This is a genomic window from Amycolatopsis sp. MtRt-6 (assembly GCF_017308975.1).
Classification (GTDB): Bacteria; Actinomycetota; Actinomycetes; order Mycobacteriales; family Pseudonocardiaceae; genus Amycolatopsis.
Genome location: NZ_JADWPD010000002.1, coordinates 283,681 through 310,520, shown reverse-complemented (window position 1 = coordinate 310,520; position 26,840 = coordinate 283,681). Strand labels below are relative to the sequence as shown.

General features: G+C 73.9%; 14 protein-coding genes. 5 read left to right on the top strand and 9 right to left on the bottom strand.

Annotated features, from left to right (window positions below):
- Positions 1–58 precede the first annotated feature (58 nt).
- From I4Q55_RS04995 to I4Q55_RS04985, 3 genes are all read right to left on the bottom strand, one after another.
- Positions 59–1,900: an amidohydrolase gene (locus I4Q55_RS04995; protein WP_206784811.1), complete on the bottom strand. Its 1,842-nt coding sequence runs from the start codon at positions 1,898–1,900 to the stop codon at positions 59–61.
- Positions 1,901–2,035: 135 nt separating this feature from the next.
- Complete coding sequence (locus I4Q55_RS50495; RefSeq protein ID WP_307793132.1) at positions 2,036–3,223, bottom strand: hypothetical protein; 1,188 nt, start codon at positions 3,221–3,223, stop codon at positions 2,036–2,038.
- A 326-nt stretch (positions 3,224–3,549) separates the two neighbouring features.
- Positions 3,550–4,404 carry a PaaX family transcriptional regulator C-terminal domain-containing protein gene (locus I4Q55_RS04985; protein ID WP_206784810.1) on the bottom strand — a complete coding sequence of 285 codons (855 nt, stop codon included), beginning with the start codon at positions 4,402–4,404 and terminating at the stop codon, positions 3,550–3,552.
- A gap of 172 nt (positions 4,405–4,576) precedes the next feature.
- Between I4Q55_RS04985 and I4Q55_RS04980 the strand changes: the two genes are divergently transcribed.
- Positions 4,577–5,497, top strand: coding sequence for a PHB depolymerase family esterase (locus tag I4Q55_RS04980; RefSeq protein WP_242545300.1), 921 nt, complete (start codon positions 4,577–4,579; stop codon positions 5,495–5,497).
- Between the two features lie 67 nt (positions 5,498–5,564).
- Here I4Q55_RS04980 and I4Q55_RS04975 read toward each other — a convergent pair whose 3' ends face one another.
- Entirely contained in the window at positions 5,565–6,911 is a 1,347-nt protein-coding gene (locus I4Q55_RS04975; RefSeq protein WP_206784809.1) for an alpha/beta hydrolase, read from the bottom strand.
- Complete coding sequence (locus I4Q55_RS04970; RefSeq protein ID WP_206784808.1) at positions 6,908–8,221, bottom strand: MFS transporter; 1,314 nt, start codon at positions 8,219–8,221, stop codon at positions 6,908–6,910. Before I4Q55_RS04970 ends, I4Q55_RS04975 begins: the two co-directional genes overlap by 4 nt.
- A gap of 168 nt (positions 8,222–8,389) precedes the next feature.
- Between I4Q55_RS04970 and I4Q55_RS04965 the strand changes: the two genes are divergently transcribed.
- Positions 8,390–9,214: a PaaX family transcriptional regulator C-terminal domain-containing protein gene (locus tag I4Q55_RS04965; RefSeq protein WP_307793115.1), complete on the top strand. Its 825-nt coding sequence runs from the start codon at positions 8,390–8,392 to the stop codon at positions 9,212–9,214.
- On the opposite strand, the gene I4Q55_RS04960 is transcribed toward I4Q55_RS04965, so the two are convergent.
- Genes I4Q55_RS04960 through I4Q55_RS04945 form a run of 4 tightly spaced genes read right to left on the bottom strand, consistent with a single transcriptional unit; the run spans position 9,211 to position 12,423 of the window.
- Positions 9,211–10,050, bottom strand: coding sequence for a 3-hydroxyacyl-CoA dehydrogenase family protein (locus I4Q55_RS04960; RefSeq protein ID WP_206784807.1), 840 nt, complete (start codon positions 10,048–10,050; stop codon positions 9,211–9,213). The two genes, I4Q55_RS04965 and I4Q55_RS04960, sit on opposite strands and share 4 nt — an antisense overlap.
- Positions 10,047–11,069 carry an HAD-IIIC family phosphatase gene (locus tag I4Q55_RS04955; RefSeq protein WP_307793114.1) on the bottom strand — a complete coding sequence of 341 codons (1,023 nt, stop codon included), beginning with the start codon at positions 11,067–11,069 and terminating at the stop codon, positions 10,047–10,049. Before I4Q55_RS04955 ends, I4Q55_RS04960 begins: the two co-directional genes overlap by 4 nt.
- Positions 11,066–12,133, bottom strand: coding sequence for an acyl-CoA dehydrogenase family protein (locus I4Q55_RS04950; protein ID WP_206784805.1), 1,068 nt, complete (start codon positions 12,131–12,133; stop codon positions 11,066–11,068). Before I4Q55_RS04950 ends, I4Q55_RS04955 begins: the two co-directional genes overlap by 4 nt.
- Positions 12,134–12,138: 5 nt before the next feature.
- Positions 12,139–12,423: an acyl carrier protein gene (locus I4Q55_RS04945; RefSeq protein ID WP_206784804.1), complete on the bottom strand. Its 285-nt coding sequence runs from the start codon at positions 12,421–12,423 to the stop codon at positions 12,139–12,141.
- A 291-nt stretch (positions 12,424–12,714) separates the two neighbouring features.
- Here I4Q55_RS04945 and I4Q55_RS04940 point away from each other — a divergent pair, with 291 nt between their 5' ends.
- The 3 genes from I4Q55_RS04940 to I4Q55_RS04930 are packed head-to-tail and all read left to right on the top strand — an operon-like array spanning position 12,715 to position 26,826.
- On the top strand, positions 12,715–20,433 hold the full coding sequence (locus I4Q55_RS04940) for a non-ribosomal peptide synthetase (protein ID WP_307793113.1): 7,719 nt from the start codon (positions 12,715–12,717) through the stop codon (positions 20,431–20,433).
- Positions 20,434–20,446: 13 nt separating this feature from the next.
- Positions 20,447–25,843 carry a condensation domain-containing protein gene (locus tag I4Q55_RS50490; protein ID WP_206784803.1) on the top strand — a complete coding sequence of 1,799 codons (5,397 nt, stop codon included), beginning with the start codon at positions 20,447–20,449 and terminating at the stop codon, positions 25,841–25,843.
- The gene (locus I4Q55_RS04930; protein WP_206784802.1) at positions 25,840–26,826 is read left to right on the top strand and encodes a 3-oxoacyl-ACP synthase; all 987 of its coding nucleotides are present in this window, start codon (positions 25,840–25,842) and stop codon (positions 26,824–26,826) included. Before I4Q55_RS50490 ends, I4Q55_RS04930 begins: the two co-directional genes overlap by 4 nt.
- Positions 26,827–26,840 lie beyond the last annotated feature (14 nt).

Genomic DNA, 26,840 nt, shown 5'->3' with positions numbered 1-26,840 from the left:
CAACGGCTACGGGCCCACACCCACGAGCACACCAGCTCGACACGACTTCAATACCGGCCTAGGCGGTCAGTCCGGCACCGCGGTGGACCTGTTCGGCCAGACGGCAGCAGCACAGCCCCTGCTGGAGGCAGCTCGTCGCCTGGCTGTGGCTGAGCACCGCCGCCGCTTGCGCTACCGACGATCCGGCGTCGTACACGACGTCTCCGCCGACGATGGTCGCGCTGATCTTCATGCCTGGCAGGTCGTGCGGGTCCGCGCCGAGAATGTCGCCGTCGACGATGGTGATGTCCGCGGTGTTGCCCTGCTGGAGCGTGCCCTTCCAGCTCTCCGCGCGGTCCTGCCAGGCCGGGGTGCGGATGTAGCTGACGAGCGCCTCCTCCACGGTGATCCGCTCGGCCTCGCCGGCCACGCCGCCGAACTGGCCCTCGCGCAGCACCGACCCGGCGACGCCCTGAAGCCAGTTCGCCGGGGTGACCGGGGCGTCGGAGGCACTGCACACGCGGACGCCGGCGTCGAGCGCCGTGCGGTACGGCCACTGGTAGTCCACGCGCGCCGGCCCGATCGTGGTGTCGAGGGTGCGGCCGAGCAGGTACTTGATGGTGGCGTTCATGGTGACGCCGATGTCGTGCCGGGCCATGGTCCGCAACGTCTTCCGCGGCGTGAGGTCGCCGTGGATGACGTAGTGGCGCAACGGGTTCCGCCCGGACGGCCCCAGCGCGGCGAGGTAGCCGGCGACCACCGCGTCGATGGCGGCGTCGCCGGTCGAGTGCGTGCCGACCTGGAACCCGTGCCGCGTGGCGACCTTGATGAGGTCGTGCAGGGTGCGCACCTGGTCCTCGATGGTGGCGCCGTCGAGCAGCGGGACGCCGTTGGTGCCGTCGAGGTAGGGCTCGTGCAGCCAGGCGGTCCGGGCGGCGGTCGGGATGCCGTCGGCGATGAGCTTGATCTGGCTGACGCGCAGCCGCCGCGGATCGACGTCCCGCAGTGGCCGGTACTGCGCGAGGAGCGCGTCGAGCTGGCTGCGGGCGGTGCCGCCGCGCAGCATCATGGTGAACCGCAGCGGGAGCTGCCCGGCGTGGTACTTCTCCGCGTAGAGGTCGAGCAGGTCGAGGCCGATGCCGGGCTCGGTGACGCTGGTGATGCCGAGCGAGTGCAGGGCGGCGGCGGCCGCGTCCATGCCCTTCGAGATCTCCGCCTTCGTCCAGGGCGGGACGATCTTCGCGACCAGCCCGATGGCGGGGCCTTCCCGGAACACCCCGGTCGGCTCGCCGTCGGCGTCCCGTTCGATCCGGCCGCTGGGCGGGTCCGGGGTCGCTTTCGTGACGCCGGCCAGCCGCAGCACGGGTGAGTTGACGGCGACGGCGTGGCCGGAGAAGTCCATCAGGTAGATCGGGTGCTCGGTGGAGACGGCATCGAGGTCACGCCGATCGGGTGGCTTGGGCAGCCGGTTGTCGTTCCAGCCGCCTCCGCGCACCCAGGCACCGGGCGCCGCCTCGGCGACGGCTGTGCGGAGGACGTCCTGCAGCTCGGCGATGGTGGCGGTGTCGACGGGATAGCTGAACGGCGGCGCTTGCAGGCCGACGGCGTTGAAGTGCAGGTGCGAGTCGTTGATGCCGGGCAGCACGGTGCCCCCGGCGGCGTCGACGACCCGGGTGTGCCGTCCGGCGAGCCGCCGGATCTCCCGGGTGGTCCCGGTGGCGAGGACCCGCCCGTTCTTCAGCGCGACGGCTTCGGCCCGCCGGAACCGCCGGTCGAGCAGGAGCACATTGCCGCGCACGACGATGGTGTCGGCGGCACGCGACTGTGCTGCGGCGACGGAGGGCCGGGCCACACCGGCGGCGACGACGGTGACGGCGGCGGCACCGAGCAGGCTCCGGCGGCTGATGCCGTTGTCGTTCATGAGCACTCCCACGGGGCTGGGGAAGGGGACCCCGGGGATGCTGTTTGGATCCGAAAGGCCGGTCAAGGGGCGGGCCGGGCAAGTGGGCCGCTGCGGTCGAGAGGTGGGCCGCTGAGGTCGATCGGGCAGGTGGAGTCAGCTCGACCGCATCAGGATGAAGTCGCCGTGGCCGCCGTAGCCGAGGACGTCCTCCGCGTACTGCGTTCCGTCGAACGTCGGCAGCCACCAGCTGCCGCCGATGCGGACCAGCATCGGGTGCGGGATGTTCGTGCCGTACGGTGCGTTCAGCTTGCCCAGCTTGCGCATTCCCAAGTCGTACACCGGGTACTCGCGGGCGTCGCCGTCGCTGGCGAACACGTACCAGCGGCCGCCCACCCGCTGCAGGATCGTGCCCTCCGTCTGCTTCACCGACAGGTCGGCGCCCAGCAGCGTCAGCCCCTCGTCGTAGTCCGCGCCGCGCGGGGCGGCCGCCAGGGCCGGGTGGAACACGAACGCCGGTTGCTGGGCGGGGCTTTCGACGAACGCGAGGTGCCAGCGGCCGTCGATCTTCGTCAGGGCCGGGTCCCACGAACTGACCGTCGTCGGCAGCGGCAGCCGCTCGGTGGGCAGGACGTGCACGCCCGACAGCACGTCGGCGCGGGTGACGGCGTGGCGCACGTGGACGCCGTTGAACGAGAAGTCGCCCCACGAGCTCATCAGCAGGACGAAGCGGTCGCCGTCGCGGATGATCTGGCCCGCGTGGTCGCCGAGGACGACGCCGTCGCGTGCGAAGAACAGCGTGGCCACCTGCTCCAGCTTCGCCGGGTCGGCCAGGTCCAGCGTCCACACCGCCCAGTGCGCCTGCTGGAAGAACCCGAGACCGGCGTTCGTCATGGTCAGGTACAGCTTGCCGTGCCGGATGTAGGGGCGGCCGTCGGCGTACTGGACGACGTGCGGATCGCGGACGCCGGCCTGGCCGAAGTAGCCGGCCCGGACCCGGCCCAGCCGCGCCGGGCCGCGGCTGCCGTAGGTGTAGCCCAGCCGGCCCAGCACGGCCGGGTCGCGCAGGTCCACTCGGGCGCGGACCTGGTCGCGCTCGGTCAGCAGCGGCTGCCAGCCGGTGCCGCGGTCGGCCAGCACCGTGACCGCGTTTTCGTTGACCACCACGGCGAAGCCGAACGGCGCCCGCAGGTCCGCCGGCGCGGTCTTGACCACGGTGGTGCCGCCCGGCGTGGTGATCTCGATCCCGGCCTGCCCCGCGGCGGCGTCGTAGGTGCCGAGCACCGAAACCCCGGCGCCGGCCAGCCCGGCGACGACCGGCGCGCGGTCGTCGAGCACCTGCACGGTCTCCCGTAGGGCGCCTTCGGCCGGATGCCGGTCTTGACGAGCGCGCCGGGCCGGGCGGGGGAGTCGAGCTGGACGAACCTCGGCGCGATCAGGTCGAACGGCCGGAACTGCTCGGTGACGGCGAACTTCAGGTCCAGCGGGCTCGTGCCGGCCGCCTCGGCGGTCCCGCCGAAGAGGCTCGCGGTCACGCCGGTGACCCCCAGCGCGGTGAGGGCACGGAGCACGTCGCGTCGATCGAAGCCGGTCACCTTTGACCTCCGAGGGGGGACGGCGGGGGCCCCAGTTTGCAACGTGGCATGCAACGTGGCAACCGCCGTCGGGTGTCAATCCTCGACGAGGAACTCGAGGAGCCCGCCCGCCAGTTCCTCGGCCGGCCGCGTCCACTGGCGGCGCAGGGCGCGGAACAGCGCCGCGGCCCGCGTGCCCGGCCAGTCCGGCGGCAGCAGGGCCGGCGGCAGGACCGGGTCGCGGCGGATCAGCAGGAGCCACTCCGCGCCCAGCCGGATGCGGCAGGACAGGGCGTCGCCGAGGTCGCCGGGCGCGCGGCCGCCCCAGCGGCGGAGGAACTGCTCGTAGCCGGCCGCGATCCGGGGCAGGTCCCAGGCTTCGCGGGCGATCCGCGCGGGGTCGGTCCACATGAACGGTTCGGCGCGGAACACCTCGGCGTGGTCGATGAGGTCGAGCTCGGCCAGTGCCGCCGAGATGTCCGCGGCCGACGCCGAAACCCACAGCCCGCTGCGCAACGGGCCGAACCCGAACCAGCCCAGCCGGGTGCGCAGGGCGTACCGGTCCGCGCGCCGGGATTCCGGTACCGAGAACGTCAGCAGCGTCCACCGGCCGTCCCAGTGCCGGTCGACGACGTCGCCGTCGAGCTTGCGCTGCCCGTCGCGCAGGACCGCCGTGCCGTGCGCGGTCAGCGCCAGGAACGCCTGACGCCCCCGGCGCACGGTGCGGAGCAGATCGCGGCGGGTCATCCGGCTGAGCGTGGCCCGGGTCGCGTGCGCGCCGACGCCGAGCCGGTCGAGGACGGCGATGACCCCGCCGGTCGACACGGCGACCCCGCGGTCCAGCACGTGATCGCCGAACAGGGTGAGCAGCAGGGCCTCGGGCCGCACGCCCGGCGCGCTTTCGTCCTCCGCCCGGCCGACCGCTTCGAGCATGCGCCACCCTCCTGCCATCGCCGGATTCTTCGCTGTTTTCGCGACGATCATCAATAGATTGTTCGGCATTTCGAGGGTATCACTGAGTTCGAAAGTTTCGGTACCGCAGAATAGTCGATGAATCGTTGACGGTCGTTGTGAATCTGCCTAACCTCGGTGAGCGAGGGGGATCGCCGACCGGAGGTCACCGATGAGTGGATTCAGAACGGCGTTCGTGACCATGGCCAGTGCCCTGCTGATGGCCGTCACCTCGGCCGTCGTGCCGTCGACGGCATCGGCCGCTTCGCTGGTGGAAGTGACCGGCTTCGGGAACAACCCGGGCGGGATGCGCATGCACATCTACGTGCCGGACGCGCGGCCGGCCAATCCCGCGATCGTGGTCGCCATGCACGGCTGCGGTGGTTCGGGGCCCGGCTTCTACTCCGGCAGCGAGTTCGCTTCGCTCGCCAACCGCTACGGGTTCCTGGTCATCTACCCCAGCGCCCAGCAGCAGGCCGGCTTCGGCAAGTGCTTCGACACCTGGTCGGATGCCGCGAAGCGCCGGGGCGGTGGCAGCGACCCGGTGTCGATCGTGTCGATGGTGACGTACGCGCAGCAGCGCTACGGTGGCGACCCGAACCGCGTCTTCGCCACCGGGTCGTCGTCGGGCGGCATGATGACCAACGAAATGCTCGCGCTGTACCCGGACGTGTTCAAGGCGGGCGCGGCGTTCATGGGCGTTCCCTTCAACTGCTTCGCGAACGCGGCGGACTTCCCGCCGTGGAGCAGCAAGTGCACCGGCAGCGGCGGCGCGAACCGCACGCCCCAGCAGTGGGGTGACGCGGTCCGCCAGGCCTACCCCGGCTACACCGGCGCTCGCCCGCGTGTCCAGCTGTGGCACGGCACGAACGACACGCTCGTGCCGTATTCGTTGCTGCAGGAGGAGATCGAGCAGTGGACGAACGTGTTCGGCCTGAGCCAGACGCCGACGTCCACGGACACGCCGCAGGCGAACTGGAACCGCCGCAAGTACGCCGACAAGGTCGAGGCCTACAGCATCCAGGGCGCCGGGCACAGCCTGCCCTCGACCGGGATGGCGGCCGCCGCCATCGCCTTCTTCGGCCTGTCCTGAGACCGGCGCTCAGCCGCGATTCACCGTGACGCAAGGGGGGCAGCCGAGGAGTGCTGCCCCCCTTGCCTCAGCGGTGGCCCGCGCCGGTCAGGGGTGCCGGGCTGTAGCGGAGATAACGGCCCGGCGCGCCGAGTGCGGCCGCGGCCGCGTTGAGGCGCTCCGGCCTCAGGTCGGGCCAACGGCCCGTCTCGATCCGGGACTCCAGCGCGTGCAGGGCCGCGATGGTCTCCGAAGGCCGGAACGCGCAGTGCCCGGCCGCGCCGACGTACGCCTGACGCAGCAACGGTTCCCGCCCCGCCGAGCGGACCCGGTGGGCGTACCAGTTCTCCTGCTCGACCGGGACCAGGTGATCCGCCGTGGTGTGGATGGCCAGCGAGGGCACGCGAAGCCGCCCGGTCGCCTGCGACGTGCGGGCCAGCGTCGCGACCGCCTGCCGGTCGGGCGTGATGTCCGCGTGGCGGGTCAGCTCGCCCAGGTCGGCGTCGAGGTCGAGGCCCGCCGCCCGGTACAGCGCCCGGACCTGGCGCGCCAGCGGGCTGCCGGACAGGAGTGCCCGGTAGTCCACGCCACGGTTGTACGCGCTGTTGCCGCCGGCTGCCAGCTCGATGTGGTAGCGGCCGGAGACGACGAAGCCGAGCACGAACTGGGCCAGGGCCTGCTGCTGTTGCTGCTGCTGGCCCACGTAGTCGGCCGGGCCGGGCGGGGTGTCGCCGGTCAGCCAGGCCGGCATGTTCAGCAGCGCCGCGCCGAGGGCGATCCGGGCCCGGCCGGCCGCCGTGCCCTGGGCGTCGGTGACGAGCTTCGTCAGCGCCGCGCCCGACGCGGTCGCCTCGTCGGCGTTCGCGAAGCGGACCAGCTTCACCGGCTGGGCCGGGGCGAGCAGCCGCGACAACGCGTATTCGCCGTCGAGCTGGTAGTTGTTCAGGTTCAGCGCGCCGGCGACCAGGCCGCACGTCGTCAGCGCGCCGTCGAGCCGCCGGTGGCCGGATTCCGCTTCGAGCGCGCTCACGAGGCCGCCCATCGACGTGCCCCACGCGATGGTGCGGCGGGGCTCGCCGATCTTCCGCACGAGCTCGTCGAGGGAGGCGAACTGGTCACGCGGGGCGGAGGCGAGCGCCCACCACGACGGCCCGCTGTAGGACGAGCCGATGAGCGCGTAGCCGGCCTCGAGCAGGGCCTGCCCGGTCGGCTCGTCCGGCGCGTTGCGCGCTTCCAAGGGGCCGAAGCCGTGGCTGTAGAGGATGACCGTCCCGTTCCAGGCGGCCGGCACGTCCGCCACCCAGGTCGCGCCGTCGGGCAGCTGCCCGGTGTAGTGCGTGGGGGTGGCGGCCTGTGCCGTGCTTCCGGTGGTGAGGCCGATCGCGGTCAGTGTCGTGACGACCAGGGCGCCGACCCGGCGGAGCCAGCCGCTCATCCTCGGTTTCCTTCCCGCTGGGCGGCCGCGGGGACACCCGGCTCGGGGGTGAGGTCACGGCGGTGGGTCTCCCGCAGCGCCAGCACGCAGACCGCGGACAGCAGGCAGAACGCGGCGATGGTCCACGACACGGGGGTGGTCGAGCCGCCGCCGTTGACGCGCTGGAGCTCGGCGAAGATCAGCGGGGCGAACCCGGCGCCGAGCCCGGCGAGCTGGTAGCCCAGCGACGCGCCGGTGTAGCGGCTTTCGGTGTCGAACAGCTCGGAGTAGAGGGCGGCCAGCGGGCCGTACATCATCGGGTGGATGACGCCCTGGCCGATCACCAGCGCCAGGACGAGCAGGAACCCGCTGTCGCTGCGGACCATCGGGAACAGCAGGAACCCGAACACCGCCATCGCGGCCACCCCGGCGAGGACGACCGGGCGGCGGCCGATCCGGTCGGACAGCGCCGACCACAGCAGGATTCCCGCGACCGCGCAGGCCGACGACAGCGTGAGCGCGTTGAGCATCTCCGGCCGCGGGTGTCCCTGCTGGACGCCGTAGGCAAGCACGAAGGTGGTCAGCGTGGCCTGGACGACGAACGCGGCGAGCCCGACGCCGACACCCAGAAGCAGCACGCGCGGGTGGTCGCGCAGCACGGCGACGACCGGCAGCCGGCGGCGCTTTTCCTTGCTGGCGGCCAGGAACGCGGGCGTCTCGTCGACGCGGGAGCGCACGAACAGGCCGACCGCGAGCAGGACGATGCTGAGCAGGAACGGGATCCGCCAGCCCCAGGCGAGGAAGTCCGCTTCGGACGTCAGCGCCGCGGTGGCGGACATGGCGAGCGTGGAGACGACCATGCCGCTCGGGGCGCCGGCGTTGGTGAAGGCGGCCCACAGGCCGCGGCGGCTCCGCGCGTGCTCGGCGGACATCAGCACGGCGCCGCCCCACTCACCGCCGACCGCGATGCCCTGGACGACGCGGAGCAGCACCAGGCCGAGCGGGGCGATCGGGCCGATCTGGGCGTAGCCGGGGAGCAGGCCGATGAGGAAGCTCGCGACGCCCATCAGGCTCATGGTGAGGATGAGCATCCGCTTGCGGCCCAGCCGGTCGCCGAAGTGACCGAAGATCAGGCCGCCGAGCGGGCGGGCGAGGTAGCCGGTGGCGAACGTGCCGAAGCTGGCGACCGTGGCCAGTGCCGGATCGAGGTCGGCGAAGAAGACCTTGCCGAAGACCACCGCGCTCGCCGTGGCGTAGAGGAGGAAGTCGTAGTACTCGATGAGACTGCCGAGGTAGCTGGACGCGACCGCTCTGCGGAGCTGAGTGCTCATGAGGTTCACCCTCGTCTTTGGGGGCAGGGTCTTCGGGGCGCTGCGGAGGGAGCAGGTTCGTCCGGGGCGGACGACGGGGGAGCGGGCCCCAACGTTAGTCATGGCCATGACGGCCGTCAATAATCTGCACAACATCAAGTGATCGCCCGCCGGGTTACGCTGACGCTCGTGACGTCATCCGCCGAGACCGGCTCCGGGCCACGCCCGAAGTCCGTCATGCTCACCTTCCTGGGCATCCACCTGCTCGGCCGGGCGAGCGCGATCTATTCGGGCAGCGTGATCGACGTGTTCGGCCGGGTCGGCGTCTCGGAGGAGGCGGTCCGTTCGACGCTGACCCGCATGGCGGGCACCGGGCTGCTGACCCGCCACCGGCACGGGCGGAAGGTCTACTTCGGTCTCAGCGAGCGCCTCGCCGCCGTCCTCGAGGACGGCAGGCGGCGGATCTGGGAGACCGGCGCGGTCAACCGATCGGCCGACGGCGGCTGGACGCTGGTCGGCTTCTCCCTGCCGGACACCCGCCGCGGCGACCGGCACGACCTGCGCCGCCAGCTGACCTGGGCCGGGTTCGGCCTGCTGCAGAACGGGTTGTGGGTCGCCCCGGGCGTCCGGGACGTCACGGCCATCGTCGAGCAGCTCGGGCTCGACGGGCACGTCACGGTCTTCACGGCGCACCCGGCGAAGCCGACGGAAGCGGCCGAGCTCGTCCGCAAAGCCTTCGACACGGCGACGATCGCTTCGCGCTACCACGACTTCATGGAGAAGTGGGACGCCGGGAAGCCGCCGTTCCCCGACGACCTCACGCGCCGGCTGATGCTGCACTCGGACTGGCTGCACGTGGTCCGTCGCGACCCGCACCTGCCGGCGGGCCACCTGCCGGCGGACTGGCCGGCGATCGAGGCCGAGACGTTGTTCCGCAAGCTGGACGCGGACTTCCGGGAGGGCGCGGACCGGCTGGCCGCCGAGACGCTCGAACTGCTGCCGACGGCAAGCTAGCTTGCGGGGTAGGAGTGCAGGCCCCGGCCGGTTTTCCGGCCCAGCCTGCCGGTGCCCACCAGCTCGGTCAGCAGCGGGCACGGGCGGTACATCGGTTGTCCGGTGCACTCCAGCAGCACCACCAAGGTGTCCAGGATGACGTCGAGCCCGATGAGGTCGGCGGTGCGCAACGGGCCCATCGCGTGCCCGAAGCAGTTTTCGAAGACCCGGTCGACGGTGCCGGCGTCGGCGATGCCGTCGCCGACCGTCGCGATCGCCTCGTTGATCGTGGCCATCAGCACGCGGTTGGCGACGAACCCGGGGCCGTCGGCGACGACGATCGCCCGCTTGCCGAGACCGGCCAGCACGTCCGTGGTGGTGCGCAGGGTTTCCTCGCCGGTCGCGGCCGCGCGGACCACCTCGACGGCGTCCTTCAGCGGGGCCGGGTTCATGAAGTGGGTGCCGATGACGCGGTCCGCGCGGGCGGTCGCGGCGGCCAGCCTGCCGATCGGGACGGCGGAGGTGCACGAGGCGAGGACCGTCGCGGCGGGACAGAGCTCGTCGAGCTCGGCGAACAGCTTTTCCTTCAATGCCAGCCGTTCCGCCGCGCACTCGACGACGAACTCGCTGCCGCCCAGGTCCTCGAGCCGTCCGGTCCAGCGGATCCGGTCCCCGGTGGCGGCCGGTGGGCGGGCGCCGAGCAGCGCCGCCATCCGCAGGCCGGTCCGGATCCGCTCCGGGCCCCGGTCCAGGGCCCGCGGGTCGGTGTCGGCGACGACGACGTCGTGCCCGGCCGCCGCGAAGCACTGCGCGACACCGGTGCCCATCACTCCGGCACCCACGACTCCGACCTTCACCGGGCCCTCCCGTCGACGATCCGGACGTGCGCGGGTGTCGCGGGTGGTGGCCGCCGCGGGTCGAAGGCCAGGGTCTCGTCACCCGCCGGCTCGAAACCGGCGAAGCGCAGTGTCACCAGCATGATCCGGTTGGCCGCCGTCGGCACGAAGCGCGCGACCGGACGCCGTCCGCGCGCGAGGATGTCCCGGACCAGGTAGCCGAGCAGGACCGTGCCGATCCCGCGGTTGAGCACCCGGCACGAGGTCAGGAGCAGTTCGAGAACGGCGTCAAGCCCGTCGTGGTGCAGCACCGCGAGCCCGACCGTGCCGTGCGCTCCGAAGCGGTCGGTCACGTCGGCGACGAGCACCTCGTGCTCGCGCGACGCGCACAGCTCGCGCAGCTGCCCGGCGTCGAGGGTACGGCCGGTCGTGTTGAGCTGGCTGGTCCGGAGGGTGAGCTCGTGCGCGCGCGCGAAGTCGTCCTCGGTGGCGGCGCGCACGGTCATCGTGAGCCCGAGCGAGGCGAGGAATTCCGGCGGTGAGCCGGGAAAAGCGCGTTCGGCCGCGGCCCGCGAGCGTTCGGCGAGGTACCGGTGCCGGCGGCGGCGCGACTCGCCGGTCACCAGCTCCGGCCGGAACTCGGCGAGGCCGGCGAGCTCGCCGACCCGCGCGGCGGGGTAGCAGCGGACCATCGGCAGCGCGGCGGCGACCTCGGCGCGCTCGGCCGGGTCGTTGTCGGCGAAGGCGATGGTGTCCAGGCCGATGTTCAGCTCCGCGGCGATGCGGCGGATCGCCGCGGACTTCTCGCCCCAGCCGACTTCGACCGCGCAGAACAGCTCCGCCAGGCCGTGTTCGGCGAGGTGGCCGGTGGCACGGCCGGGCTCGCCGCGGCCCGCCACGGCGTGCAGGATCCCCCGCCGATCCAGCGTGTGCAGGGCCTCGATCGCGGCGGGGAACGGCCGCGGCCGGTCTCCTTCGAGGACGACGCCGTCCCAGAGCGTGTCGTCGAGGTCCCACACCAGGCACTTGACGGTCTTCACGGCCGCCACCGCAGCGCGTACTCGCCGAGCCGCTGCTCGGCGACCTCGTCGGCGCCCTCGATGATCCGCATGACCTTGGCATCGCGGAAGAACCGGCCCACCAGGCTGTCTTCGGCACAGCCCGCCGCCCCGAGGACCTGCCCGGCCCGATCGGCGACCGCGGCGGCGGCCCGCGCCGCGACGTACTTGGCCAGCACGGTCGCGGCCACGGCTTCCGGATCGCCGGCCGCCCGCAGGGCCGCGGCGCGGGCGCACAGCTCGCGCGCGGCACTCGTGTCGGCCAGGCTCCGGCCGAGCAGGGCGCGCACGGTCTGGTGCCCGGCCAGCCGCACCCCGCCCTGCATCCGGTCCGCCGCGTGCTCCGCGGCCGTGCGCAGGCACGCCTCCGCCATGCCGGCGCAGCCCCAGGCGACGGTGAACCGCCCGTGGTCCAGCGCCGTCGCCACCACGTGGGAGAGGCCGAAACCCGGTGGCGCGAGCAGGTTTTCCGCGGGCACGAGCACGCCGTCGAACCGGACGTGGGCGAGCTGCGCCGCACGCATCCCGAGCTGGCCGCGCACCGGCTCGACGGCGGTACCCGGCCGATCGGCTTCGACGAGCACCGTGACGGGACGCCCCGCAGCCGTGGCGAGCACCAGGAAGACGTCGGCGACCTGCCCGAAGGTGACCCACAGCTTCCGGCCGCGCAGGCGCACCTGCCCGCCCTCGCGCTCGGCGGACGTCGTCACGGCGGACAGGTCGCTCCCGGCGCCGGGCTCGGTGGCCGCGAACCCGGCGAGGACGTCACCGCGCGCCAGGGCCGGCAGCCAGCGCTCGCGCTGGGCGGCGGTGCCCCAGCGCCGGACGGCGGCGGCGACCATGTCCTGCACCGTGATCAGGGCGCGCAGCGAACTGCACACCCCGCCGAAGTCGGCGCACAGCCTCCCCAGCTCGGCCGGCGAGCGGCCGGTGTCCAGGAAGCCCTCGTGGGCCACGGCTTTGACGACGTCCGGCGGAAGGCCGCCGCGGGCGTCCCACTCCGCCGCCTCCGGCCGCACCGCCGCCGCGAACGCCGTGGAGTCCATTATGGTCACGGAATTCCGGCCGATCGTTTCCGGAGCACGAAGGCGGTGACGCGGTTCATGGTCCGGAAATTGTCGAGGTCGAGGTCTTCCACCGCGACTTCGATGCCGTACCGGCGTTCGATGTGCGCCACCAGCTCCAGGGCCAGCAGTGAATTCACCAAGCCCAGTGCGAAGTAGTCTTCGTCGGGGTCGGGGGTGTTCCCGGCCGTGGCGGTGGCGAAGAACCCGGTCAGTTCGGCCAAGATCTCCTCGGCGGTGATTTCCGCGCCCACCGGCTGCCCGCCTGCCACGCATCCTCCCCTCGACGAATGCCACCCCCGTTCGAAGCTAACACGGCTTCCGGTGCACGGACGGCGCCGAACGGCGTAATCGCTTGCCCGTGATTTGAACGTCCTTAGTGGACGATCAATTCAAGTGGTGGTCAGCGCCAATTATGGACAGTGATCGCCGGTCCCTCGATCGGCGGCTTGCCGTCGGCGCGAAGCCGCTGGAAGTATCCGGAGTTCGTCACCGCCGGGATTTCCGGCATCGTGCACGGGGGAATTCTGGGGATGACTACCACGACTGGACCATTGAGCAGCGTGGGCGATCTGCTGGCCCACCGGGCGGCCCGCGACCGCGCGGAGACCGCGGTGGTGTGCGGCCGCACCCGGTGGAGCTACGCGGAACTGGCGGCCCGCAGCGACGCGGTGGCGGCCCGCCTGGTCGAGCGGGGCGCGGGGCTGGAGACCCGGGTCGGGCTCCTGCTCGAGCGCGGGGCCGACATGGTCGTGGCGGTGTTCGGCATCCTGAAGGCGGGTGCCGCGTACGTGCCGCTCGATCCGGCGCATCCGCCGCGGCATCGGGCGTCGCTGGTCGAGGACGCGGGGATCACGCTGGTGCTGACCCGGCCGGAACTGGCCGGCGGGCTGCCGCCGGAGTGCGAGCCGGTGTTCGTGCCGGGCGGCGGCAACTCCGCTGCCGCCGTGCTTCCGCGGGTCCGGCCCGACAACCTCGCTTACGTGCTCTACACCTCCGGATCGACCGGCCGGCCCCGGGGCGTGCTCGGCACCCACCGCGGCCTTCTCGCCCTCTTCGCCGCCCACCACGCCGGGATCTTCGCCACCGCGGGCGAGCGGCGGCTGCGGGTGGCGCACACCACCAGTCTTTCCTTCGACGCCTCCTGGGTTCCGCTGCTGTGGATGCTCGCCGGGCACGAACTGCACGTCGTCGGCCAGCCTGCCCGGCTCGACCCGCGGGAGACCGTCGCCGCACTGGCCGCTTCACGGATCGACGTGCTCGACGTGACCCCTTCGTACCTCCGCATGCTCCTCCTCGCCGGGCTCCTGGACGGTCCCGCGCGACCGCGGATCGTCGTCACCGGCGGCGAGCCCGTGGATCCGGACCTCGGGAGCGCGCTGGCGGCCGCCGGAGTCGTGGTCCGGAACGCCTACGGCACCACCGAGACCACAGTGGACAGTCTCGTCTGCGGCACCGTGCCCGAAGGCCGCGCGGTGCTCGGCCGGCCCGTCGCGGGAACCCGCGCCCAGGTGCTGGACGCCGGGCTGCGGCCGGCCGCGGAGGGAGAGCTCTGCCTGGCCGGGGCCGGTCTCGCCCGCGGCTACCTCGGCCGGCCCGGGGCGACCGCCGCCTCCTTCGTCGCCGATCCGGCCGGCCCGCCCGGGGCGCGGATGTACCGCACGGGCGACCGGGTGCGCCGCCGGGACGACGGGCTGCTGGACTTCCTCGGGCGCGCCGACGACCAGGTCAAGATCCGCGGCATCCGCGTCGACCCCGCCGAAGCCGAAGCCGCCCTGTTGAGCCACCCGGGGCTGGCCGCCGCGGCCGTCGTGGCCGGCCGGAACGGTCACGGCGATCGGTTGGTCGCGTACGTCGTGCCGAAGACCGCACCGGTCACCGGGCTGCGGGCGTACCTGCGCGACCGCGTTCCGGACCACCTGGTCCCCGCGCGGTTCGTCGAGCTGGCCGCCTTGCCGCTGACCGACAGCGGCAAGGTCGACCGCCGTGCCCTGCCCGAGCCCGGCCGCCTCGGCGGCACCGCTCCCCGCAACCCGGCCGAAGACCTGGTCGCCGAGGTCTGGCGCGAGGCGCTCGGCCTGGACCACGTCGGGACCGATGACGGCTTCGTCGAGCTGGGCGGGGACTCCATCGTCGCGATGCGGGTGGCCGGCACGCTCAACCGCCGCCTGGGTACCGCGCTGCCCGCCCAGGCCGTGTTCGAGCACCGGACCGTCGCCGGGCTCGCGGCCGCCCTGCCCGCCGCGCACGGCAGTCACGCGCCCGCGCGTTCGACGCCGGGAGCCGCGTTGCCGCTGTCGTCCGGGCAGCAGCGGCTCTGGTTCCTCGACCAGCTGGCGCCGGGCAGCGCCGAGTACAACACCAGCGCGGGATTCCGGCTGCGCGGACCCCTCTCGCTCGACGCGCTGACGAGCGCGCTGACCGCACTGGCCGAACGCCACGAGTCGCTGCGCACGACGTTCCCCACCGTGGCCGGGCGGGGTGTCCAGGTCATCGGGCCGCCACCGGAGATCCGGCCGGACGTCCGCGCCGCCGTGGACCTCGAGCGGGAGCTGATCGCGGAGGTGGAACGGCCGTTCGACCTCGCCCGCGGCCCGTTGTTCCGGGCGACGGTGTTCGAGCTGGGGCCCGGCGACCACGTGCTGGTGCTGGTGCTGCACCACATCGTCACCGACGGCTGGTCGATGGGCGTGCTCGCCGGCGAGCTCGGCCTGCTGTACTCCGGGGCGCCGGCCGAGCTGCCCCCGTTGCCGTTGCGCTACGCCGACTTCGCCGCCTGGCAACGGGAGCGGCTCGCCGGACCGGAGCTCGACGACCGGATCGCCTACTGGGAGCGGCAGCTGGCGGGGGTGCCGGTGCTGGAGCTGCCTGCCGACCGGCCGCGGCCCGCGGTGCGGGGGACGGCGGGCGCGACCCACCGGTGCACCGTGCCCCCGGCCGTGACCGCCCGGCTGACCGAGCTCGGCCGCGCGCGCGGGGCCACGCTGTTCATGACCCTCGTCGCGGCCGCGCAAGTGCTCTTCGCGCGCTACACCGGGCAGCGCGACATCGCGCTCGGCACGGTGACGGCCGGGCGGTCCTGGGCCGAGCTGGCCGATCTCGTCGGCTTCTTCGTCAACACCGTCGTGATTCGTTCCCGCCTCGACGGCGACCCCGCGTTCGCGGACTTCCTGACCGGCGTCCGCTCGACCGTGCTCGACGCGATGGCCCACGACGACGTCCCGTTCGGCCGCCTGGTGGAGCTGCTCGCCCCGGACCGCGACGCGAGCCGCTCACCGCTGGTGAACACCATGGTTGTGCTGCAGAACGCGCCGGCGGCGCTCCCGCGGCTCAGCGGGCTGGCGGTCGAGGAGCTCGACCTGCCCCGGCGGTCCGCGCCGTTCGACCTCACGCTGGAGTTCGAGCCGCGCGACGGTGGCCTGCGCACCACGATCGAGTACCGCACCGAGCTCTTCGACGCGGACACGATCCGGCGGCTGGCCGAGAACCTCCTGGTCCTGCTGGAAGGCATCGCCGAAGACCCGAGCCGGCGGTTGTCCCGCCTGCCGTTCCCGGCGCCCGCGCAACGGCGCGAGCTGCTGGCGGCGGGCCGCTCGACGGCGGACGGGCCCGGCCTGACCGTCCTCGACGTCTTCGCCGAGCGCGTCGGCGAGCGCCCGGACGCGATCGCCGTGACCTGCGCCGGCACCGCGTCGACCTACCGGGAGCTGGACACCCGGGCGAACCGGCTCGCGCACGGCCTGATCGCGCACGGCGCCGGCCCGGACGTCCGGATCGGCCTGTGCGTGCCGCGGGGGATCGACGCGATCACCGGCATGCTGGCCGTCCTGAAGGCCGACGGCGCCTACGTCCCGCTCGACCCGCGCTACCCGGACGAGCGGCTGGCGTGGCTGCTGGCGGATTCCGGGGCGGCGACGGTGCTCACGACGCGGGCGGCCCGCGACCGGGTGCCCCGCGGGGCGCGTGTGCTGTTCCTGGATGACGACGGGGAGCCCGCCGGGGCCCCGCCGTCCCGGGTCCGGCCGGCGAACCTGGCCTGCGTGCTCTACACCTCCGGCTCGACGGGCCGGCCGAAGGGCGTGCTGATCGAGCACCGGGCGGTGACCCGGTTGTGCGCCGACCCGTACGCCCGCCTCGGCCACGACGACGTCTCGACGCAGTACGCGCCGCTGTCGTTCGACGCCTCGACGCTCGAAATCTGGGGTGCGCTGCTCTCCGGCGCGCGGCTGGCGATCGACCCGGAGGACCTGCCGTCGGTCGACGCCCTCGGTGCCTTCCTCCGCGCCGAAGGGGTGACCTCGCTCTGGCTCACCGCGGGGATGTTCCACGAGGTGGCGGCGGCCGACCCCGGGGTGTTCGCCGGGCTGCGGCGGCTCGTTTCCGGCGGTGACGTCCTGTCGCCACGGCAGTGCGCCGCGGTCCTGGACCGGTGGCCGGACCTGGAGCTGGTCAACGGGTACGGGCCCACCGAGGGCACCACCTTCACCAGCGGCCACCGGGTCCGCCCCGGCGACGCCGGGCGGCCGGTGCCGATCGGGCGGCCGATCACCGGGACGCGCTGCCTGGTGCTGGACCGCCACCTCGAGCCGGTGCCGGCCGGCGTGCCCGGTGAGCTGTACATCGGCGGGAGCGGGCTGGCCCGCGGCTACCTGGACCGGCCCGGCCTGACGGCGGACCGGTTCGTCGCCGACCCGTTCGGCCACGGCACCCGGCTCTACCGCACCGGCGACGTCGTGCGCTGGCGGTCGGGGGAGGAGTGGGTGCTCGACTTCCTCGGCCGGTCCGACGACCAGGTCAAGATCCGCGGCTTCCGGATCGAGGTCGGCGAGGTCGAGGCGGCACTGCGGCGGCACCCGGACGTCGCCGAAGCCGTCGTGCTGGCGCGGGAGGACACCCCCGGCCACAAGCGCCTGGCCGGCTACGTCGTGCCGCGCCGTCCGGTCGAGCCCGGCGCGATGCGGGAGTTCCTGGGCCGGAGCCTGCCGGGGCACCTGGTGCCCGGCGCGCTGGTGGTCCTCGACCGGTTCCCGCTGACACCGCAGGGGAAGATCGACCGCCGGGCGCTGCCGGCCCCGCGGCCGCGGACCGCCGGCGCCCGCACCGCGCCCCGGGGGCCGGCCGAGGAGCTGCTGACCCGGGTGTGGGCCGAGGTGCTCGGCGTCGAACAGGTCGGGGCGCAGGACAACTTCTTCGAGCTGGGCGGGGATTCGATCCTCGGCATCCAGGTCGTCGCGCGGGCCCGGCAGCTCGGGCTGCGGCTGAGCGCCAAGGACGTCTTCCTCCGGCAGACCCCGGCCGAGCTGGCCGCGGCGGGCTCCTGGGCGGAGCCGGCGGCGCGCGCGGCGCCCCGGCCGGCCGGGGCGGTGCCGCTGTCGCCGATCCAGCACTGGTTCTTCGAGACGGTCACCGAGCACCCCGGCCACTTCACGCAGTGGGTGTCGGCCGAGCTCGCCGCGGACGTCGACCGCTCGGCACTGCGCACGGCCGTCGAGGCGCTGGCCGCCCACCACGACGCCCTCCGGCTGCGCTTCCGGCGCGTCGGCGGCGAGTGGCGGCAGGAGTACACGGAGTCCATCGCGGCGTTCCGCGCCGGTCCGGCGTCCACTATGGACTTCTTCGAGCTGGACGGCGGTGCGTTGTTCACCGCGGTCCTGGACGGCTCGCGGCTGCTGCTGGCGGCCCACCATCTGGTCGTGGACGGCGTCTCGTGGCGGATCCTCCTCGCCGACCTGCGCACGGCCTACCACGCGGCCCGCGCCGGGCAACCGGTGGAGCTGCCGCCACGGACCACGTCGTTCGGCGACTGGTCCCGGCGGCTGGCCGGGCACGGGTTCGGCGACCAGCTGGCGCACTGGCGGAGGCCGGTCGAGGGCGCGGGGCCCGACGGCGACCCGCGGCCGCCCCGCACGGTGACGGTCCGGCTGGGGGCGGAGGAGACGGCGGCGCTGCTGCGCGACACCCCGGCCGCGTACCGGACGCGGATGGACGAGGTGCTGGTGAGCGCGCTCGCCCGGGTCCTCGGCGGGTGGCTGGACCGGGACCGGGTGCTGCTGGAGCTGGAAGGCCACGGTCGCGAGGACATCTTCGACGACGTCGACCTGTCCCGGACGGTGGGCTGGTTCACGACGCTGTACCCGTGTCCGGTGGAGGTGCCACGGGACGGCGGCTGGGGCGCGGTGCTGAAGTCGGTGAAGGAGTGCCTGCGGGCCATCCCGGACCGCGGCCTGGGGTACGGGGCGCTGCGGTACCTCGGGAAAGCGGAGTTGCCGGCGGTCCGGCCGGTGGCGGCGTTCAACTACCTCGGCCGCTTCGACGCCGGGCGGGAGACCGGCGAACTGTTCCGTTCCGCGCCCTCGGCGATCGGCCTGAGCCGCGCACCCCACGTCACCGGGACCGCGCGGTTCGACGTCACCGCGGCTGTCACCGCCGAAGGCGAGCTCGAGTTCGAGTGGACCTACTCCCCGGGCGTGCACGAACATCACACGGTCACCCGCCTCGCCACCGACGTGCTCGCGGCACTGCGGGGAATCGCCGCCCACTGCGCCGAACCCGGCGCCGGCGGCGGCACCCCCTCCGACTTCCCGCTCGCCACCGTGGACCAGGCGGAGCTCGACCGGCTCCTCGGCGACGGCCGCAACGTCGAGGACGTCTACCCGCTGACCCCGATGCAGGCCGGGATGCTGTTCCACAGCCTGTCGGAACCCGGCACCTACCTCGAGCAGATCTGCTTCACCCTGGCCGGCGTCGACGACCCCGCCGTCCTCGAACGGGCCTGGCGGCGGGCCGTCGCGGAAATCCCCGCCCTGCGCACCGCTGTCCGCTGGACCGGGCTGCGCGAACCGGTGCAGGTCGTGCACCGGACCGTGACCCTGCCGGTGACCGTGCACGATCCGGGCCCGTACGACGAAGCCGCGCTGCTCGCCGCCGATCGCGAAGCGGGGTTGGACCCGGCGGTGCCGCCGCTGCTGCGGGTCACCCTGATCCGGCTGGCCGGCGCCCGGATCCGGGTGCTCTGGACGTTCCACCACGTGATCCTCGACGGCTGGAGCGTCTTCGAGGTACTCACCGACGTCCTGGCGCACGTCGCCGGCGTGCCGGTCCGGCGGAGACGTCCGTTCGCCGACCACCTGGCCTGGCTGGCCCGGCAGGACGTCGGTGAGCACCTCGAAGCCCACTGGCGGCAGGCACTGGCCGGTCTCACGCCCACCCGGCTGCCGTTCGACCGGCCGCCGGGCCGGGCCCACCGCACCCGCTCGACGTCCACAGTGGACAGGAAGCTGTCCGCTGTGGACTCCACCCGGCTGGCCGCGTTCGCCCGCCGCCACCGGCTGACGGTCAACGCGGTCGTGCAGGGCTCGTGGGCGCGGCTGCTCGCCCGCCACGGCGGCGATCCGGACGTCTGCTTCGGCGCGGTGGTGGCCGGCCGCCCGCCCGAGCTGCCCGGCGTGGCCGCGATCGTCGGGATGTTCGTCAACACCGTGCCGGTCCGCGTCACCGTGTCCGAGGCGGGGGACCGGCCGGCCTGGTTCCGGCGGTTGCAGGCCGACCAGGCCGAGGCCCGCCGGTTCGGGCACGTCTCGCTCGCGGCGCTGCGCCGCTGGAGCGGGCTGCCCGCCCGGGAGAGCCTCTTCGACAGCATCGTGGTGTTCGAGAACTACCCCTTCGATTCGGCCGGCCTCGCCGCGCGCGGACTCCACGTGGCGGAGCTGACCGCCATCGAGATCACCAACTACCCGTTGGCCCTCGTCGCCCACGGCGGCACGCGCGAGGACGAGCAGCTGACGCTGCGGCTCGGCTACGACCCCGCGCTGTTCGACGGCGGCACGGCCGAGACCCTCGTCGGTGAGCTCGTCGACCTGCTGCGCGACCCGGCCGGCCCGTCCGCGCGGCCGGCCGTGGCCGAGCCGGCCGTGGCCGAGCCGGCCGGGCCGGGTGCACCCCCGGGCGAACCGCACGCCCCGGCACCCGGCGAGAGCGGGCCCGCCTACCTCGCGCCCCGCACCGCGACCGAACGGGCGCTGAGCCGGATCTGGGCCGAGGTGCTCTCCGTCGACCAGGTCGGCGTCAACGACGACTTCTTCGCCCTCGGTGGCGATTCGCTGCTGTGCCTGCGGGTCACCGCCCGGCTGCGCGCGGACTTCGGCGCTGCGCTGCCGCCGCGGGCGCTGTTCGACAACCCCACCGTCGGGGCGCTCGCCCTGATGCTGGAGCACCCGACGCTCGCCGCGCTGGGCCGGGCGGTGGACCGCGGCCTCAACCCCCCGAAGGACTACGAGCTCTAGGAGGTCGGCGCCGGTGCGCAACGACGACGTGGCGATCATCGGGGTGTCCGCCCTGCTGCCGGGCGCCCACGGGCTGGACGCCGTGCACGAGCTGCTCGCCGAGGGCCGCGACGTGGTCGGGCAGCCCGATCCGGAGCGGCTGCGGGAAACCGGCTTCGCGGACGGCCCCGGCTACCTGCCGATGGGCTACCTCGACCGGATCGACCGGTTCGACCACCGGTTCTTCGGGGTGCCGCCGGCCGAGGCCGCGTGGATGGACCCGCACCAGCGGCTCATCCTGCAGTTGGCCCACGAAGCCCTCGAAAACGCCTGCTACGCGCCCCGGGCGCTGCGAGGCTCGCGCACCGCCGTCGTGCTCGGCAGCTCGCGCTCCGACTACGACGACCTCTTCGAAGAGGAGGACCCGCAGCAGATTCTCGGCATCCTGACCGCTTCACTCGCGGCGCGGATCAGCTACCGCCACGACTTCACCGGGCCGGCGCTCGTCCTCGACACCGCGTGCAGCGGCAGCCTGGTCGCGATCGCCCACGCCGTCGCCCTGCTGCGCAGCGGGACCGCGGAACTGGCGCTGGCGGGCGGGATCAGTGTGCGGCCGGTGCCGATCCGGGAGGCCGGGCACGTCCCGGTCCGCGGGGTCGAGTCGCCCGAGGGCCGGTGCCGGCCGTTCGACGAGAAGGCCACCGGCGCGGTCGGCGGCGAAGGCGGCGGGATCGTCGTGCTCAAGCCGCTGCCCGCCGCGCTCGCCGACGGCGACCACGTGCACGCGGTGCTCAAGGGCATCGCGGTCAACCACAACGGCTACCGGATGGCCAGCATGAGCGCGCCGAGCCGGGCGGCGCAGACCGAGGTGATCACCGCGGCCTGGCGGGACGCCGGCGTCGACGCGGCCACCGTCGGGTACGTCGAATGCCACGGCTCGGCCACCCCGCTCGGCGACGTCGTCGAAGTCGAGGCGCTGCGCCAGGCGTTCCTCGACGCCGGCGTGACGACCCCGCACTGCGCGATCGGCTCGATCAAGGGCAACATCGGCCACCTCGACAACGCCGCCGGGGTGGCCGGGCTGGTCAAGGTGCTGCTCAGCGTGCGGCGCGGCGTCCGGTACCCGACCGCGCACTTCGAGACGCCCAACCCGCTGATCGACTTCGACGGCCCGGTGCGGGTCAACCCGGCGTTCGGCCCGTGGGACGACGACGCGCCGCGGCGCGCGGGCCTCAGCTCCTTCGGGCTGAGCGGGACCAACGTGCACGCCGTCGTCGAACAGGCCCCGCCGGCCCCGGTGCCCGACCAGGAAACCGGAACCGAGCACCTGGTGACGGTCTCGGCGAAGACGGCTTCCGCACTGCTCCGCTACCGCGACGAACTCGCGAAGTTCGCCGAAGGGAGCGGCCACGGCGTGCTCGCCATCGGGCACGCGATGAACCGGGGCCGCGACGACCACCCGTTCCGCGTCGCCGTCGTCGCCGGCGAACCCGAGGCCCTCGCCGCGGCCCTGCGGTCGGCCGCCGTCCCGGACGCGCCCGCGGCGGACGACCCGCCGGTGGTGCTGCTCTTCTCCGGTGACGGCGGGGTCGAACCCGAGCTCTGGCCCGAGCTGTGCGCGGCGTGGCCGGTCCTCGGCACCGTCCCGCTGCCCGACGAGCCGGGCCCCCGGCTGGTCGCCGTGCACCACGCCCTGCACCGGCTGGCCCGGTCGCTGGGCATCCCCGACACCCACCTCGTCGGGTCGGGCGCGGGCAACCTGTCCGTGCGGATCGCCCGCGGCGAACTGTCCTATGCGGACGGACTGGCCGCCGCGGCGGGCCGGGACGTCGGCGCCGCACTGGACTCCGGCCGGCTTGCCGAGGCGGTGCGCGGGTTCGTCCGGGACGGCGCGGTGCTGGTCGAGCTGGGCACCGGCGGCGTGCTGTCGCGGACGATGCGCCGCCTGGCGCCCGAGCTCGGCTGCGTCGAGCTGATCGCCGGTGCCGGACGGCGGGCGGTGCTGCGGCAGGTCGCGTCGCTCTACCGGCTCGGTGTCCGGCTCGACTGGGACCGCCACTACGCCGACGTGGCCGTGCCGCGGATCGAAGCGCCGGTGTACCCGCTGGAGAGCGTCCGGTGCTGGTGCCGCCCGCCGGGCGCGCCGGCCGCCGAAACCCGCGCGCCGGAACCGCCGGCCGCCGTGGTGCCCGACGGGGACACCGAGCGGCGGGTCGCCGAGATCTGGGCCCGCGCGCTGGGCGAGGACGAGCTCACCGCGGAAGCCGACTACTTCGCCCTCGGCGGGACGTCCATCGCGGCGATCACCGCGCTGCGCACCATGGAACGCGACTTCGGCGTCGAGCTGACCTTCGCCGACCTGTACGCCCACCCGACCGTGCGGGCCTTCGCCGGCCGGATCCACGCCGCCCGGGCCGAGCGCGGCCCGAGCGCCGACCTGCCCGCCATCGAGGTCCTCCCGCGCGGCGGGCCGCTGCCGCTGTCCGCCGGCCAGGAACAGCTGTGGTACGTCGACCGGCTGAACCCCGGCACCGCGCTCTACAACATCCCGCACGACCTGCGGCTGACCGGCCCGCTGGACGAGGCCGCGCTCACCGGCGCGGTGCAGGACCTGCTCGACCGGCACGAGGTGCTGCGCACCTGCGTCCCCGACGACGACGGCGTGCCGTTCACCCGTCTCGCCGAACCCGGGCCCCGGCTCGTGGTGCACGACCTGAGCACGCTGCCCGGACCGGAGCGCGACGCGCTGGCGCACAAGCTGGCCGACGAGGAAGCCGTCCGCCCGTTCGACCTGGCCACCGGCCCGCTGGTGCGCATCACCCTGCTGCGCCTGGCCGCCGACGACCACGTCCTGCTCTGGACCTACCACCACATCGTCTTCGACGGCTGGTCGCCGACGATCTTCTTCCGCGACTTCACCGAGCTCTACCAGGCCCACCTGGCCGGCCGGGCCCCCGAGCTGCCGGAGCTGCCCTTCCAGTTCGCCGACTTCGCGGCCTGGCAGCGGAAGCGGCTGACGGGGGAGACCCTCGAACGCGGCCTGCGGTTCTGGCGTGCCGCGCTGGCCGGCCTGCCGGCCGCGCAGCTGCCGCTGGACCGGCCGCGCCCGCCGGTCCAGACCTTCGACGGCGGCCTCGTGGAGTTCTCCGTCGCCGAACCGGCGGCCGAGGCGGCCCGGGCGTTCAGCCGCGAGCACGGCGTGACGACGTTCGTCACGATGCTCGCGCTCGTCGACGCCCTGCTGCACCGCTGGGCCGGGTTCACCGACGTCGTCGTCGGCGTGGCCACCTCCGGCCGGACGCACCCGGCGACGCACGACCTCATGGGGTACTTCAACAACCTGCCGCCGTTCCGCACCCGGGTCGAGGGCTCGCTGTCGTTCACCGACCTCGTCCGGCGCTGCGCGGACACCGTCGCCCAGGTCCTCGACCACGAAGAGATCCCCCTGGAGAAGATCGTCTCCGCGGTGTGCGGGCCGCGCGATCCCGGCCGCCAGCCGCTGTTCGACGTCGGCTACACCTACCAGAACGTCCCGCAGGACACCGCCGAACTCGGCGGTCTCGAGTGCTCGCGCTTCTCGGAGAGCGGCACGGTCGCCGGGATCGCGCCCGGCACCGCGAAGTTCGACCTCACCGTCGGCGTCATCGACCAGCAGGACGGGCCGATGGACGGCTACTTCGAATACGCGACGGCCCTGTTCGACCGCGAGACGGCGGAGGCACTCGCCCGGCTGCTGCCCGGTCTGCTCGACGCCGTGCTGCGCGAACCCGGCCGCCCGCTCGACACCTTGCCGGCCGTCGACGGCGAGCCGGTCCCCGCCACCACCCACCGGGAGCCCGCCATGCCCGCACCTTCCTTTGTGGACAATGACACCGTCGCCCACGCCGAACGCGTCCTCACCGCGCTCTGCGTGGACCTGCTGGCCACCGGCCCGGTCTCGCCGGAGGACAACTTCTTCGACCTCGGCGGCGATTCGGTGCTCGGCGTCCGGGTGGCGGCGCGGGCGGCGAAGGACGGCGTCCACTTCACGCCGCAGCAGCTCCTGCAGTGCCGCACGCTCGCCGAGCTGGCGCGGGCCGCGGTCGTCGACGGCCCGGCGCCGGTGTCCGCGTCCGTGCAGCCCGTCTCCCCGGCCGCCGCCGCACCCGAGTCCCCTCGCGCGATCCCGCCGACCCCGATCATGCTCAGCTTCCTGCGGCAGCTGCCGGACGACGTCGGGGACTTCGTCGACGTGCACACCGTGGAAACCACGCCCGAGATCGGCGCGGCCGCGATCCGGACGGCGATCGGGCACCTGCTGACCCTGCACGAGCCGCTGCGCTACCGGTTGCGGCGCAACGCACTGGGCGCCCGCCTCGAGGTCGCGGACGTCACCGTGGCCGACGTGTTCGACGCGAAAGTGCTCCCGCCGTTGAGCGACGACGAGGAGCTCGGGATCGTCGCGGACGACTGCCTGGCGCTGAAGGCCGAGATGGATCCCGCGCGCGGCCCGCTGTTCCGCGTCCGCCACTACGATCGCGGCCGCGCCCGCGGCGGCCTGCTCGTCCTGCTGGTCAACCACTTCGTCTTCGACAACATGTCCACTGTGGTCGTGCTCGACGACCTCGACGTGCTGCTTGCCGACCTGACCGCGGGCCGCGCCCCGGCCCCGGTGCCGCGCCCGCCGCGGTGGCGCGAATGGGCCGAGCACCTGCGGGCGATGGCGGTCTCGGACGAGCTGTCCGGCGAGCTGACCTACTGGACGGCAACCCTGCGGGCGGGGGGAGCCGCCGGAACGATCGGCGGCTCGCCCGGCGACGGCATCACCGCCCGCACCCTCGACGACCCCGCCGTCGCCACGTTGTTGTCCGCCGGGGGCGCGGACGGCCGGGAGGCGGCGCTGTGCGCGGTGTCCTGCGGCCTGGCCCGGTGGCAGGACGCGCCGAGCGCCTTCGTGATGACCGAGGGGGAAGCCACCCCCAACCCGTACCGGCTGGCCGGGCGCGGGCCGTCGGTGGGCTGGTTCACCACCCTGCACCCGCTGGTGCTGCCGGTCGGGCCGGGCACCACGGCCCGGGACTGCCTGCCGGAGATCACCGACCGCGCGCGGTCGGTGCCGAACGACGGCGTCGGCTACGGGATCCTGCGGCATCTCTCGCCGGACACGCCGGGCACCGCGCAGCTGCGCGCCCTGCCCGAACCCGAGGTCCTGGTCCTGCACGGGCCGAGCGACACCTCGGCGTTCGACTCCGGTGTCCGCCTGCTGCGGACCCGCTGGGACCTGTCGATGAACCTCAAGCGCGCGGTCGCGTCCTGGTTCCCGCTGGTCGTCACGAGTGCGGTGCGCGACGGTGCGCTGCGGCTGGCGGTGTCGGGCGGTGTCGGGCAGGAGCGTCTCGAAGCGCTCGCCGACGAGATCTTGGGCGCCTTCACCGAGCTGCCCGGCGCGTGATCGCGCTCGCCGCGTCGGCGTGGTACCTGCCCGAGACGTCCCTCGCCGTGGCCGAACTGCCGGAGCTGGCCTCGCTGTCCGACGCCGAACGCGCGACCTGCGCCGCGCTCGGCATCGACCGGGTGCCCGCCGACGACACGCTCACCGCGGCCGAGCTGGCCGTCCGGGCGGGCCTGCGGGCGCTGGCCGGCGCGGGCCTCGACGCGGATGACGTCGACGTCGTCCTGACGGTGGAGCCGCGGGCGCCGCAGACGCTGGTCAGTTCGGAAGCGACCCGGCTGCAGGCGATGCTCGGCGCCGGCCGGGCGATGGCGTTCTCGGTGGGGGGTCTCGGCTGCGCGTCGCTCACCCCGGCCCTGCTCGCGGCAAGCGGGCTGCTGCGCGCCGACCCGGATCTGGCGAACGTGCTCGTCCTGCACGGGAGCAAGCCCGCCACGCCGGGGCGGTACCGCCACCCCGTCACGGTCAACGGCGACAGCGGCGGCGCGCTCCTGCTGCGCCGGCAGGGAGACCTGCGGATCCGGGACATCCTGCTGGAGACGAACGGGGCCTACGCGGACCTGTTCCGCGTCGAGTACCGCGACGAGGGCTTCGCGCGCTGGCGGGAGGAGTGCACCGATCCGGCGGTCTATGCGTTCCGGCTGGCCGTGGAGACCCGCAACCGGCTGCGCGCGCTGGTCACCCGCCTGCTCGACCGCAACGGCCTGAGCCCGGCCGATGTCACCTGCTGCCTCGCCCAGAACCTGTCCACGGCCGCGTTCCGGAACTGGTCGGAGGCGATCGGTGTCCCGATCGCGAAGGCGTGCTTCGACAACCTGGCCCGCTACGGCCACCTCGGGCCCAACGACGTGTTCTTCAACCTCTCGAGCGCCCGGGAGACCGGGGAGTTCGATGGCCGCGCGGTGCTGCTCAACATCAGCCCGGCCGCGGCGTGGAGCGCGTTGCTGGTGACCACCGGCGAGACGACGGTCCACGAGCTGTGAGCCCGGGGCGGGCG

Excerpts from the sequence above, each read along its gene's own strand:
- I4Q55_RS04995 (WP_206784811.1), bottom strand. The coding sequence starts at position 1,900 with ATGAACGACAACGGCATCAGCCGCCGGAGCCTGCTCGGTGCCGCCGCC.
- I4Q55_RS04985 (WP_206784810.1), bottom strand. The coding sequence starts at position 4,404 with ATGGCAGGAGGGTGGCGCATGCTCGAAGCGGTCGGCCGGGCGGAGGAC.
- I4Q55_RS04980 (WP_242545300.1), top strand. The coding sequence starts at position 4,577 with ATGAGTGGATTCAGAACGGCGTTCGTGACCATGGCCAGTGCCCTGCTG.
- I4Q55_RS04975 (WP_206784809.1), bottom strand. The coding sequence starts at position 6,911 with ATGAGCGGCTGGCTCCGCCGGGTCGGCGCCCTGGTCGTCACGACACTG.
- I4Q55_RS04970 (WP_206784808.1), bottom strand. The coding sequence starts at position 8,221 with ATGAGCACTCAGCTCCGCAGAGCGGTCGCGTCCAGCTACCTCGGCAGT.
- I4Q55_RS04950 (WP_206784805.1), bottom strand. The coding sequence starts at position 12,133 with ATGGACTCCACGGCGTTCGCGGCGGCGGTGCGGCCGGAGGCGGCGGAG.